The sequence below is a fragment of the Oceanibacterium hippocampi genome (assembly GCF_900172325.1).
GTDB lineage: Bacteria > Pseudomonadota > Alphaproteobacteria > Sneathiellales > Sneathiellaceae > Oceanibacterium > Oceanibacterium hippocampi.
Genome location: NZ_FWFR01000002.1, coordinates 1 through 11,938, shown reverse-complemented (window position 1 = coordinate 11,938; position 11,938 = coordinate 1). Strand labels below are relative to the sequence as shown.

Sequence of the window (11,938 nt, the reverse complement as noted above, 5' to 3'; positions counted from 1 at the left end):
GCGACCGCCCGGCTTCAAGCGTTCGCCCCCGATCAGGCGCTAGTGCTTGCGTCCTCGCGCTTGCGGTCGGCGTAGATATAGAGCGGCTGGGCGTTGCCCTCGACCACCTCGCGGTTGATGACGACCTCTTCCACGCCTTCGAGCGACGGCAGGTCGAACATCGAGTCGAGAAGGATGCCTTCCATGATCGACCGCAGCCCGCGGGCACCGGTCTTGCGCATGATGGCCTTCGACGAGATCGACTTCAGCGCATCCTCGGTGAACGAGAGATGCACGTCCTCCATCTCGAACAGGCGCTGGTACTGCTTGACCAGGGCGTTCTTCGGGCGGCTCAGGATCTCGACCAGGGCTTCCTCGTCGAGGTCGCTGAGGGTCGCGACCACCGGCAGGCGGCCGACGAATTCCGGGATCAGGCCGAACTTCAGCAGATCCTCGGGCTCGACCTCGCGCAGGATATCACCGGTCTTGCGCTCGTCGGCGGAGCGCACGTCGGCGCCGAAGCCGATCGACTTGCTCTCGCCGCGGGCCGAGATGATCTTCTCCAGCCCGGCGAAGGCGCCGCCGCAGATGAACAGGATGTTGGTCGTGTCGACCTGCAGGAACTCCTGCTGCGGATGCTTGCGCCCGCCCTGCGGCGGAACCGAGGCGACCGTGCCTTCCATGATCTTCAGCAGGGCCTGCTGGACGCCCTCGCCCGACACGTCGCGGGTGATCGAGGGATTGTCCGACTTGCGGCTGATCTTGTCGACCTCGTCGATATAGACGATGCCGCGCTGCGCCCGCTCGACATTGTAGTCGGCCGACTGCAGGAGCTTGAGGATGATGTTCTCGACATCCTCGCCCACGTAGCCCGCCTCCGTGAGGGTCGTGGCGTCGGCCATCGTGAACGGCACCTCGAGGATCCGGGCCAGCGTCTGCGCCAGAAGCGTCTTGCCGCAGCCGGTCGGGCCGACCAGGAGGATGTTCGACTTGGCGAGTTCGACGTCGTTGTTCTTCGCCGAATGGTTCAGCCGCTTGTAGTGATTGTGCACCGCGACCGACAGCACGCGCTTGGCGTGGTTCTGGCCGATCACGTAATCGTCGAGCACCTTCGCGATTTCCTGCGGCGACGGCACCCCGTCGCGGGTCTTCACGAGCGTGCTCTTGTGCTCCTCGCGGATGATATCCATGCAAAGTTCGACGCATTCATCGCAAATGAACACGGTCGGACCTGCGATAAGCTTGCGGACCTCATGCTGGCTCTTTCCACAGAACGAGCAGTACAAGGTGTTTTTCGAATCCCCGCCGCTTAGCTTGGTCATGGGTACTCCGATCTTTGAGAAAGCCTTGGCATCTTAGCCTCCGCCAAGGCGCGGCCACAACCCATTTCGGCCCCGACGGGCACGGGACACAGGGTCGTGTTCCACCGCATGTTCATCATGCATCATGATAGTGGGACGGCCTTAAAATTGGGCTAACGGCCGTGTACGCGAGCGATATGTCCCCGGCCCCCCTCCGCGTCAAGCGGCAGGGGCCGGGAAACCGGCGTGAAATTCGCCGGATCAGGATTCCTTCACCGGGGTCGGGCGGCTCGTGACCACCTCGTCGACCAGGCCGAACTCCTTCGCCTCTTCCGGGGTCATGAAGCGGTCGCGCTCGAGGGCTTTCTCGATGGCGTCCACCTTCTGCCCGGTATGCTTGGCGTAGATCTCGTTCAGCCGGGCCCGAAGCGCGAGAATCTCGCGGGCGTGAATCTCGATGTCGCTGGCCTGGCCCTGGGCGCCGCCCGAGGGCTGGTGAACCATGATGCGGGCATTCGGCAGCGAGAAGCGCATGCCCGGGTCGCCGGCGGCAAGCAGCAGCGAGCCCATCGACGCGGCCTGGCCGATGCACAGCGTCGCGACCTTCGGGCGGATGTACTGCATGGTGTCGTAGATCGCGAGGCCGGAGGAAACGACGCCGCCCGGCGAGTTGATGTAGAGCGAGATGTCCTTGTTCGGATTCTCGGCCTCGAGGAACAGCAACTGCGCCGTCACCAGGCTTGCGACCCCGTCATGCACCGGGCCGACGAGAAAGATGATTCGTTCCTTCAGGAGGCGCGAATAGATGTCGTAGGCGCGCTCCCCCCGGTTGGTCTGCTCGACCACCATCGGAACCAGGGTGTTCATCGTGAAATCGGCCAGGTCGCTCATGTCAGCTCAGCTCGTTTCGGAGTTTCGGTGGGTCAGACCCTAATATGGGAAAACCGTCGCCGCTGGCGAGCGGAATCCGGCGCCGCTCACTCGGCGCCGTCCTCCTTGTCGCCCGCGTCCTTCGCCGCCGCCGCGTCGTCGCCGGCCTTCGCCTTGGCCGCCTTCTTTTTCGGCGCGGCCTTCGCCTTGGCCTTCTTCTTCGGCTTGGCCGCCTCGGCCGCCGCCGCTTCCTCGTCCTGGCTGGCCGCGATCAGCTCCTCGGCCGTGACCTTCTTCTCGTCGAGCTTCGCCATCTCCAGAACGAAGTCGATGACCTTGTCCTCGAACAGCGGCGCGCGAAGCTGGGCCTGGGCCTGCGGGTTGCTCTGGAAGAACTCGACGACCTGGCGTTCCTGGCCGGGATAGCGCCGCGCCTCGTTCATCATCGCCCGCGTCACCTCGTCCTGGGTGACCTGGATGTTGTTGATCGTGCCGACCTCGGAGAGCAGCAGGCCGAGCCGGACCCGGCGCTCGGCGATCGCGCGATACTCGCCGCGAAGCTCTTCCTCGGACTGCTCCTGGTCGGCGATGGTCTCGCCGCTGTGCTCGAGCTCATGCTCGAACTGGTGCCAGATGCTGTCGAATTCCTGGTCGACGAGCCCGGCCGGAACGCCGAAATCGTGCGCCTCGGCGAGCTTGTCGAGCAGACGCCGCTTGATGATCTGGCGGCTCAGCCCGTCGAAATCGGCGCGCAGGCGCTCGGCCACCTTCTCGCGCAGGTCGGCAAGATTCTCGAGCCCGAGATTGACCGCGAACTCGTCATTGACCTCGGCCGCCTTGCCTTCCCGCAGTTCCTTCACCTTGACCGCGAAGACCGCGTCCTTGCCGGCCAGGTTCTCTGCCCCGTAGTCGGCCGGGAAGGTCACCTTGACGTCGGTCTCCTCGCCCGGCTTCAGGCCGATCACCTGGTCCTCGAAGCCCGGGATGAAGCTGTTGGAACCGAGCACCAGCTCGTAATCCTCGGCGCTGCCGCCGTCGAAGGCCTCGCCGTCGACGGTGCCCTTGAAGTCGATGACGGCCATGTCGCCGTCGCGTGCCTTGCGGGCCCGCTTGATCGGCTCCCAGACCTTCTGCTCGCCGGCGATCTGATCGATCGCCTTGTCGAGGTCGGCGTCCGACGGCTCGACGACGAGCTTCTCGAGCGCGATCTTGGAGAAGTCGGTCGGTTCGATCTCCGGCATGATCTCGACGACCATCGAGTATTCGAGGTCGCTGCCCTCGTCGAACTTGGTGATCTCGATCTTCGGCTGCATCGCCGGGCGCACGGCCTGGTCGGTCAGCGCCTGCTGGCTGGTGCTGTTGACGGTCTCCTCCAGCACCTCGCCCAAGATGGACTTTCCGTAGCGCTGGCGCAGCAGGGCCAGCGGGACCTTGCCGGGACGGAAGCCGGGGAGCCGGATATTGTCCTTCAGCTCGCCCAGTTTCGTGGTGATCTTGGACTCGATGTCGCTCGACGAAACGATGACGGCGTATTCGCGCCGCAAGCCTTCGGAGCTGGTTTCCGTGATCTGCATTAACTTCCTGTCCGTCTTCCTAGTTCGCCAATATCCGGAGTTCGCGGGTGGTGCGGGCGGAGGGACTCGAACCCCCACGACTCGCGTCACCAGGACCTAAACCTGGCGCGTCTACCAGTTCCGCCACGCCCGCGTCAGCTTTTGGTGGCCAGTCGCCGCCGAACTGGCCGGCGCAATCCCGCTTCTCCGGACCGGCCGGGGTCGATAAGGCGGCCTCTATATCACAGGTAATTTTCGAATGCCTAGGCCAATTCTCCTGCCGTTCGGCGGCCGTTCGCCCCTGCGCCCGGCCGCTGCGGCGCGGCTCAGAGCATCGCCAGCCCGTAGCGGCCGGCGATCACGGTCGCGACACCGGCCGCGACCGCGAGCAGGAACGGCGCCCCGCGGGCCGCGAAAAGCACCGTGACAAGGCTCGCCGCCGCTTCCGCCACGCCGGCGGCCAGGGCGGTGGGCGCGACCAGGCTGATCAGCACCGCCCCCGGCATCGCCCGCAGCCCCATGCCGATCCGGCCGCCGAGATCGAGCCGCCGCGCCACCCAGTAACCGGCCGTCCGCGTCAGGTAGGTCAGCGCAGCCATCGCCATGATCGCGGCGAGTGTCGCCTGGTCAGGCATCGCCGGCCTCCTCCGCCTTCCCGGTGAAGGCGCCGATCAGGGTGCCGGCGAGGCCGCCGGCGACGATGTACCAGGGACCGTCGATCGCCTGGTTGACGGCGAGCGCCACCGCCGCCGCGCCGGCCCAGGGCAGGATGTCGGACGGACCGCGCCAGAACCCGACGACCAGCGCCAGGAAGACCGCGGTGAAGGCGAAGTCGAGACCGAACGCCTCCGGATGGGTGAAGACGTCGCCGATCAGCGCGCCGGTCGTCGTGAAGGTGACCCAGCCGACGTAGAGCGGCAGCGCGAGCCCGAGGTAATAGGCGGTCGAGAAACCGTGGCCGCGGGCCCGGGCAAGCGCCAGCGCCCAGATCTCGTCGGCCATGAAGAACAGCAGGCCGCTCGCCCGCGCCGGCGAGGTCCGGCGCAGATACGGCACGAGCGTCGCCCCCATCAGGACGTGACGCAGGTTGATCATCAGCGTGGTCATGGCGATCAGCGCGACCGGCGCCGGGTCGCGCCAGATCTCGACGATCACGAACTGGGCGCTGCCGGCGAAGACGGTCGCGCTCATCAGCATGATCTCGAACGGCTCCAGCCCGGCGGCGCGGCCGCGCAGTCCGAGCAGGAGCGCGAACGGCATCGCCGCGATCAACAGCGGCAGCACGTCGCGCGCGCCGGCGCTGAGCTGCAGCAGCCGATCGTCGGCATCCGCGCCGCCGTTCCCTGCCCCGCCTTCGGTCATCCGTCCGCTCCGCCCTGGTCGTTGTCGATCGGTTTCCGGCAGGAGAACTAGACGCGCGGCGGCGGGCTTTCTTGAACGATGTTGCTGCCCCGGCGGAATTGGCCGGGAGTGACGCCGTACCAGGCCTTGAACAGCCGGTTGAGATGGCTCTGGTCGGCGAAGCCCGCGCCGAGCGCCGCCTCGGCCAGCGGTGTACCGGCGACAATCAGCGCCCGCGCGGCGCGCAGGCGGCGCGCGGTGAGATAGAGATGCGGGGTGACGCCATAGCTGCGCCGGAAGGCGCGGATCAGGTGATAGCGGCTCAGACCGGCGGTCGCGGCGAGTTCGCCGAGCGCCAGCGGCCGGGCATATTCGGCTTCCATTCGTTCCCGGACACGCTCGAGCATCGCCGGGGCCCGCGCCGGCGGTGCGTCGTCGAGGCGCCCGGTATGCCGCCCGAGCAGGCCGCCCAGGACGGCGAGCGTCAGGCTTTCCTGGGCGAGCGCGTCGTCGCCAGCCTCGAGCATCCTGTGCAGCAGCCCGACCTGTCGCCATGTCACCGGATCATGAACCACCGGGGTCTCGAACCGGGGCGCCGCGTTCAGCCCGATCTCATCCGCGATACCGCGCAGCAACTGCTCGGTCGGATAGAGCATTCTGTAGCGATAATAGTCAGTTGCTGGTTTTCCATCATGCAATGTATCGGGATTGACCATGACCAGGTCGCCGGGCCGCGCGCGCCAGGTGGTGCCGGCGATGTCGAACTGTTCCACGCCCTGTTCGATGATCCCGACGACGAAGGTCTCGTGCACATGCGGGCTGTAGCTGTGTCGCCGGAAGGTCGCCGACAGGCACTCGAGATGGTCGAGCGCCGGCACCCGCCAGTAACGGGCGGATTCGTCCCGGCCGATCCGGTGGCTCTCAATGTCGGGACTTTGCGCGACGGTCATCCGCCGAAGCTAATGCAGCATCCGGTCGCCGGTAAATGCCCTGCGCGCGGATCTCGAGGATCCGGCGGTTCCGGAGACCGCCCCGGCGGGGCGCGATCAGGCGTTGAACTGGGCCAGATTGCGCTCGCAGCGATGGCGGAAGCGGTCGGCGAAACTCTTCAGCGCGAGAATGCGAATGCCCTGGGGTTCAAACCGGCCCTGACCCATCAGCGCGGTCTCGTACCGGACATGCGGGATGCCGGTACTGTCCTTGCCGATCCACACCACTTTCGCCGTTTCGATGAAGTTGCTCGCGCAATGACGTTCGAAGACGGCGCCTTCGGTAACGTCCTCGGCCTTGCTGCGTCTGAAAAATACCATTGTATGCACCCAGCTTCCGGCTAGCCTGTTTCGGGTCCGATTTGAGCAGGGTGAGGGTAAAGAATCCGTTTACGGGAATTCAAGCCGAATCAATATCTTTGTGGAAGTTATTGAAGTCATTTGCCCTTGGCGAGGCGACGCACCGGCGGACTCGTCATGATCCGCCCCTCGCCGTGATATGCCTCGTGATTCGATTCGATTTCGCGATGTTCGTAGAGGTAATTGACCATCATGCAGAACGAATCGTTCCGGCCCCGCTGCGAGGTGTCGGCGAGCCAGTTGATGCGCTCGACCCGGGCCCCGTTCGCCAGGTGGAAATGGGCGACACGATCGAGCGCGCGACCCTTGTCGCCGGTCGAACAGAGGTAACGGCCGCAGAGCCGGATCATGCATTCCCGGATCGCCTCGGTAACCTCTGTGTCCTTGTACCAGTCGGGCCGCTCGAGCAGTGCGAGAAGCCCCGTCGCAGCATCATCATTTCCCGATAACGCCTTGATTTCACTGTGCTCCCCGCCATTCAGGGCGGCCTCGCCACGGGTCTCCAGCTCGCTTCGGAGCCAGCGCGCGAAACCCGGGATCGGCGAGAGCGTCGAGAAGGTCCGGGCATTCGGCAGGTCGCGGCGCAGCCGGTCGACCACGCGCTTGATCAGGAAGTTGCCGAAGCTGACCCCGGCGAGGCCCGGCTGGCAGTTCGAGATCGAGTAGAAGATCGCCGTATCCGCCTGCTCCGAATCCATTTCCGGAAGGGCCGGATCGAGCAGTTTCTGGACATTCCCGGCGATCCCGTCGACCAGCGCCACCTCGACGAAGATCAGCGGTTCCTCGGGCATGACCGGATGGAAGAAGGCGTAGCAGCAGCGATCCCCCCGAAGCCGGTGCTTCAGGTCGTCCCAGGAACCGATGGCATGGACCGCCTCGTAGTCGATCAGCTTTTCCAGCAGCGTCGCCGGCGAGCGCCAGGTGATCTTCTGCAGTTCGAGGAAGCCGACATCGAACCATGCGGCCAGCAGCTTGTGCAGGTCGCGGTCCAGGTCGGCGAGTTCCGGATCCTCCTTGCGGAAGCGCCGCAGGTCCGCCCTGAGCTCGATCAGGAAACGAACGCCGTACTCCACGCCGTTGAACTGGGTCAGCAATTTCACCCGGGGGGAAACCAGCGCCTCGGCCAGCGCGGCGCGCGCGGCATGCTTCGCCGGGCCGCTGTCGGCGATGCTGTAGGTCGTCACCGCGGCGTTGAGATCGCGCTCGCGGATATCGTAGCGCTCGGCGAGATGAAGGAGAAAACGCCGCCGCCCCTGGTCGTTCAGCCGGAGATAGCCGCGCGCCAGATCGGCGGCGCGGAGCCGGGCCGAAACCTCGCCGCCGGGACCTTCGAGGCAGGCGTCGATCTGGCGCCGGAGCGCCGCGAGATCCGCATCCGGCAGGTCGGGTTTCAGGCGGTCGGCGATCGAACCATCGCCGTCGCCGCGCCAGGCGTGACGGATGTTGGCGATGACGCGGTCCAGCAGGCTGGATGTCTGGGGTGCGGGCATGGCGAGGCTAAGATCTTCCGGCATGGTGAAAGGATAACGCGAATTCGGCGGACGGGTTCATGGGAAAAGCGCCCGCAGGACGGATGGCAGCATGTCGCTCAGATCCTCGGCGATGAGCCCCGGCCCGAAGCGGCTCGCCGCGTCGCCATGGCACCAGACGGCGGCGGCGGCGGCCTCGAGGGCCGGCATTCCCTGGGCGAGCAGTCCCGTGACGATTCCGGCCAGCACATCGCCGGAGCCCGCGGTGGCGAGCCACGGCGGCGCATTGTCATTGATCAGCGCCCGTCCGTCCGGCGCGGCGATCACCGTGTCCGGGCCTTTCAGGATCACGACCGCGCCGGAGGTCCCGGCCGCCGCCCGTGCCTGTTCGAGCTTGCTTCCCGGCCCGCCGGCGATAGCGGGAAAGAGCCGGGCGAACTCGCCCGCGTGCGGCGTCAGCACGGTCGCGCTGTCGGGCTGGCCGGCAATGGCCGCGAACAGGCCGGACGGATCGTCCGCGAAGGCGGTCAGGGCGTCCGCGTCCAGCACCGTCTGGCGCCCGGCCGCGAGGCTTGCCAGGGCGCGGCGGCGGGTCGCCTCGCCGTTGCCGTTGCCGGGGCCGACGAGAATCGCGTTTCGCCGGTTGTCCGCGAGGATATCGGCGAAGTTGCCGTCCGGATCGGTTTCCCGGACCATCACCGCGTCGAGTGCCATGGCATGGATCGGTACCGCGTCTGGCGGGGCGGCGACGGTGACCAGCCCGGCACCGATGCGAAGCGCCGCGCGGGCGGCGAGCCGTGCGGCGCCGCCGGCGGCGGCCGGGCCGCTCACCACGACCGCGTGGCCCCGACTGTACTTGTGGCCGGCAAGCGTCGGGACCGGGAACAGGTCCCGCCAGTATTCCGGGCCGTTCCGCCATTGCCGCGGCCCGATCCGGTCGAGCACCGCGGCCGGGATGCCGATGTCGGCGACCACGACCTCGCCCGCGTGAATGCGTCCCGGAACAAGCAGATGGCCGGGTTTCCTGCGAAAGAAGGTGACGGTCAGCGCGGCCTCGAAGGCGGCCCCCTTCACGGCCCCGTCGTCACCGGAAATCCCGCTCGGCACGTCGACGGCGACGACCGGGATCCGGTTCGCCTTCGCCCGCGCGACGAGCGGCCAGAGCGCCTGCCCGAGCGGCCGGGCAAGGCCGGCGCCGAACAGCGCATCGACGATCAGCCCGGCGCCGTCGATCGAGGCCGGGGTCAGCACCTCGACCCTGCCCCGCCATTTCGCCGCCATCGCCGCGGCATCGCCGTGCAGAGCGGCCGCCGGGGTGAGGGCCGCGAGGCGGACCGGCCAGCCCAGGTCGGCGAGCAGGCGGGCGACCACGTAGCCGTCCCCGCCATTGTTGCCAGGGCCGCAGAGCACCGTCACCGGGCGCGCCGTCCAGCGATCGCGGATCGCCGTCGCGACCGCCCGCCCGGCGTTCTCCATCAGCACGAGCCCGGGTGTGCCGGCGGCGATCGCCAGCTGGTCGGCCCGCGTCATCTCGGCGATGGTCAGCAGTTCGGTCATGGCGTCGGTCGGCCAGCCTCCGTTCCGTTCAGAGCGCCGGCCGGCTGCGATGCACCGGGCGCGCCATCTCGAAGGCGAGCGCGGCGCGCAGGACCAGCGCATCGGCGAAGCGGTCGCCGACGATCTGCAGGCCGACCGGCAGGCCGCCCGAGGTGAAGCCGCAGGGCACCGAGCAGGCCGGCTGCTGGGTCAGGTTGAAGGGGAAGGAAAACGGCGTCCAGCTCATCCAGTCGCCGTTCGCATCGTCCGGCGCGAGGCGTCCGACATCGAAGGCCGCGACCGCCGTCGCCGGGGTGATCAGCAGGTCGTACTCCCGGTGGAACGCCGCCATCCGGACGCCGAGGCGATTACGCGCCTGCACCGCCGCCAGGTAGGTGTCGAGGGCGATCCGGCTGCCCGCCTCGACCGCCCGGTCGAGCCCGGGATCGAGCCTGCCGCGCCCGGCCTCGTCCAGGTGCCCGAGCGCGCCGTAGGCGCCGGCATACCAGTGACACTGGAAAATCCCGTGCGGATCCTCGAAGCCGGGATCGACCGCCTCCACATGGGCGCCGAGATCGGCGAAGACGCGGGCCGCCTGGGCGACGCAGGCCGCGACCTCGGGCTCGACCGCGGCATAGCCGAGGTTGGCGCTGTAGGCGATGCGGAGCCCGGCCACGCCCTGCCCGAGGTCGGCGGCGAGCGGCGTCTCGTCGTGGGGCACGGCGAACCAGTCGCGGCTGTCCGGCTGGGCGATCACCCGCAGCATCAGCGCCGCATCGGCCACGGTGCGCGCCATCGGGCCGACATGGGCGACGGTGCCGAACGGGCTCGCCGGATAGGCCGGCACGACGCCGAAGGTCTGCTTGAAGCCGAAGATCCCCGAGAAGCTCGCCGGAATGCGGATCGAGCCGCCGCCGTCGGTGCCGATATGCAGCGCCCCCATGCCGGCCGCGCAGGCCGCCGCCGCGCCGCCCGACGAGCCGCCGGGCGTCTTGTCCAGATGCCAGGGATTGCGGGTGATCCCGGTCAGCGGGCTGTCGGTGACGCCCTTCCAGCCGAATTCCGGCGAGGTGGTCTTGCCGAGCAGTACCGCCCCCGCCTCGCGGAGCCGCGCCGTGCAGGGCGCGTCGATATCCCAGGGCTGATCCGGGTCGACGGTCGTCGAACCGCGCAGCGTCGGCCAGCCCTTCGTCAGGATGATGTCCTTGATCGTCGTCGGCACGCCGTCGATCGGGCCTAGCGGCGTCCCCGCCCGCCAGCGCGCCTCGGATTCGCGCGCCGCCTCCAGCGCGCCGTCGTGATCGACCAGGATGAAGGCGTTGAGCGGGCCGTTCTGCTCGTCGATGCGGGCGAGCACCGCGTTCGTCACCTCGACCGGCGAGACGGTGCCGGCCGCGTAGCCGCGCACGAGTTCGCTCGCCGGCATGTAGATCAGATCGTCGCTCACCCCGTCCCCCCTTGGTCGCCTGTCGTCCGCGCCGCGCGAGACTGCCTCAGAGGCTCGCCGTGGTGCCGCCGTCGACCACCAGCAGATGCCCGTTCACGTAGGAGCCGGCGGGCGATGCGAGGAAGATCGCCGCCCCCGCCAGTTCCCTCGGCTCGCCCCAGCGGCGGAGCGGCGTCCGCTTCATCAGCTGGCTGTCGAACTCGACATCCTGTTGCAGCGCCTCGGTCATTTCGGTCTTGAAATAGCCCGGGCAGATCGCGTTGACGGTGATCCCGCTCTCGCCGAGTTCGACGGCGAGGCTGCGCGTCAGCCCGGCAAGGCCGTGCTTCGCCGCGACATAGGCCGGGATCGTGCCGCGACCGACGATCGACATGATCGAGGCGATGTTGATGATCCGTCCGCCGCCCTCCGCCGCCATCACCGGCGCGACCGCCTTGGAAACCGCGAAGGCGGCGGTCAGGTTGGTGTCGATCACCGCCCGCCAGCTGTCCAGCGGAAACGCGTCGATCGCCGACCGGTGGTTGATCCCGGCATTGTTGACCAGGATGTCGAGCCGGCCATGACGCTCGACGATCGCCGCCACCGCCGCCCGCGCCGCCGCGTCGTCGGTCACGTCGAAGGAATGCACCGAGGCGCCGTAGCCGAGCGTCTCGAGCTCCTTCTTCCGGACCTCGAGGGTATCGGCCCTGCGACCGTTCAGCACCACATGCGCGCCGGCGCCGGCCAGCGCCAGCGCCATTGCCCAGCCAAGGCCCCGGCTGGCGCCGGTGATCAGCGCCACCTTGCCGTCGAGCGAGAAGAGTTCCGTCAGCATGCCGCCCCGCTTCCTGTGCCGCGCCGGCCCGGGCGTCGCCGCCAGCCGGCCCACCCGAGGAAGAGTATAGGGGCCGCGCGCCGGATGCCAGAGGCGGCGACCGGCCGGCGACCGATCGTCGCGGGCCTATGACGCCGGCTGCTCGCGCAGCTCGAAATGTCGCTTCAGGCCGTTCGCGGGCTTCTCGAGGACATGCCAGGAAAGCGCCGCGATGGCGATCGACAGCAGGGTGAGCTGGACGAACACGGGCCATTCGCCGCCGGCAAGCCGGATCCCGAG

The 11,938-nt window shown here is 68.1% G+C and carries 11 protein-coding genes and 1 tRNA gene; all 12 read right to left on the bottom strand.

The window, feature by feature from the left end; translation table 11 throughout:
• Nucleotides 1-32: 32 nt before the first annotated feature.
• The gene (clpX, locus tag OCH7691_RS11070; protein WP_085883620.1) at nucleotides 33-1,301 is read right to left on the bottom strand and encodes an ATP-dependent Clp protease ATP-binding subunit ClpX; all 1,269 of its coding nucleotides are present in this window, start codon (nucleotides 1,299-1,301) and stop codon (nucleotides 33-35) included.
• A 240-nt stretch (nucleotides 1,302-1,541) separates the two neighbouring features.
• A complete protein-coding gene (gene clpP, locus OCH7691_RS11065; RefSeq protein ID WP_085883619.1) occupies nucleotides 1,542-2,171 on the bottom strand; it encodes an ATP-dependent Clp endopeptidase proteolytic subunit ClpP in 630 nt (209 codons plus the stop codon).
• Nucleotides 2,172-2,257: 86 nt separating this feature from the next.
• Nucleotides 2,258-3,724, bottom strand: a complete 1,467-nt coding sequence (gene tig, locus OCH7691_RS11060; protein ID WP_085883618.1) for a trigger factor — start codon at nucleotides 3,722-3,724, stop codon at nucleotides 2,258-2,260.
• 48 nt (nucleotides 3,725-3,772) lie between these two features.
• A tRNA-Leu gene (locus tag OCH7691_RS11055) sits at nucleotides 3,773-3,857 on the bottom strand.
• Nucleotides 3,858-4,029: 172 nt separating this feature from the next.
• On the bottom strand, nucleotides 4,030-4,338 hold the full coding sequence (locus OCH7691_RS11050) for an AzlD family protein (RefSeq protein ID WP_085883617.1): 309 nt from the start codon (nucleotides 4,336-4,338) through the stop codon (nucleotides 4,030-4,032).
• The gene (locus OCH7691_RS11045) at nucleotides 4,331-5,065 is read right to left on the bottom strand and encodes an AzlC family ABC transporter permease (RefSeq protein WP_085883616.1); all 735 of its coding nucleotides are present in this window, start codon (nucleotides 5,063-5,065) and stop codon (nucleotides 4,331-4,333) included. The genes OCH7691_RS11050 and OCH7691_RS11045 overlap by 8 nt, the downstream gene beginning before the upstream one ends.
• A gap of 47 nt (nucleotides 5,066-5,112) precedes the next feature.
• Nucleotides 5,113-5,994 (bottom strand): AraC family transcriptional regulator, encoded by an 882-nt coding sequence (locus OCH7691_RS11040; protein WP_085883615.1) that lies wholly within the window; start codon nucleotides 5,992-5,994, stop codon nucleotides 5,113-5,115.
• A 96-nt stretch (nucleotides 5,995-6,090) separates the two neighbouring features.
• Nucleotides 6,091-6,354, bottom strand: a complete 264-nt coding sequence (locus tag OCH7691_RS11035) for a hypothetical protein (protein ID WP_085883614.1) — start codon at nucleotides 6,352-6,354, stop codon at nucleotides 6,091-6,093.
• Between the two features lie 116 nt (nucleotides 6,355-6,470).
• On the bottom strand, nucleotides 6,471-7,883 hold the full coding sequence (locus OCH7691_RS11030; RefSeq protein ID WP_085883613.1) for a malonyl-CoA decarboxylase domain-containing protein: 1,413 nt from the start codon (nucleotides 7,881-7,883) through the stop codon (nucleotides 6,471-6,473).
• Nucleotides 7,884-7,940: 57 nt separating this feature from the next.
• Nucleotides 7,941-9,419, bottom strand: a complete 1,479-nt coding sequence (locus OCH7691_RS11025; RefSeq protein WP_085883612.1) for an NAD(P)H-hydrate dehydratase — start codon at nucleotides 9,417-9,419, stop codon at nucleotides 7,941-7,943.
• Between the two features lie 28 nt (nucleotides 9,420-9,447).
• Nucleotides 9,448-10,845, bottom strand: a complete 1,398-nt coding sequence (locus OCH7691_RS11020) for an amidase (RefSeq protein ID WP_217807927.1) — start codon at nucleotides 10,843-10,845, stop codon at nucleotides 9,448-9,450.
• Nucleotides 10,846-10,891: 46 nt separating this feature from the next.
• Complete coding sequence (locus OCH7691_RS11015; protein ID WP_176245017.1) at nucleotides 10,892-11,659, bottom strand: SDR family oxidoreductase; 768 nt, start codon at nucleotides 11,657-11,659, stop codon at nucleotides 10,892-10,894.
• Nucleotides 11,660-11,938 lie beyond the last annotated feature (279 nt).

What these genes read in the sequence shown, in the direction of transcription:
- clpX (WP_085883620.1), bottom strand. Translation starts at nt 1,301, where the DNA reads ATGACCAAGCTAAGCGGCGGGGATTCGAAAAACACCTTGTACTGCTCG.
- clpP (WP_085883619.1), bottom strand. Translation starts at nt 2,171, where the DNA reads ATGAGCGACCTGGCCGATTTCACGATGAACACCCTGGTTCCGATGGTG.
- tig (WP_085883618.1), bottom strand. Translation starts at nt 3,724, where the DNA reads ATGCAGATCACGGAAACCAGCTCCGAAGGCTTGCGGCGCGAATACGCC.
- OCH7691_RS11050 (WP_085883617.1), bottom strand. Translation starts at nt 4,338, where the DNA reads ATGCCTGACCAGGCGACACTCGCCGCGATCATGGCGATGGCTGCGCTG.
- OCH7691_RS11045 (WP_085883616.1), bottom strand. Translation starts at nt 5,065, where the DNA reads ATGACCGAAGGCGGGGCAGGGAACGGCGGCGCGGATGCCGACGATCGG.
- OCH7691_RS11040 (WP_085883615.1), bottom strand. Translation starts at nt 5,994, where the DNA reads ATGACCGTCGCGCAAAGTCCCGACATTGAGAGCCACCGGATCGGCCGG.
- OCH7691_RS11035 (WP_085883614.1), bottom strand. Translation starts at nt 6,354, where the DNA reads ATGGTATTTTTCAGACGCAGCAAGGCCGAGGACGTTACCGAAGGCGCC.
- OCH7691_RS11030 (WP_085883613.1), bottom strand. Translation starts at nt 7,883, where the DNA reads ATGCCCGCACCCCAGACATCCAGCCTGCTGGACCGCGTCATCGCCAAC.
- OCH7691_RS11025 (WP_085883612.1), bottom strand. Translation starts at nt 9,419, where the DNA reads ATGACCGAACTGCTGACCATCGCCGAGATGACGCGGGCCGACCAGCTG.
- OCH7691_RS11015 (WP_176245017.1), bottom strand. Translation starts at nt 11,659, where the DNA reads ATGCTGACGGAACTCTTCTCGCTCGACGGCAAGGTGGCGCTGATCACC.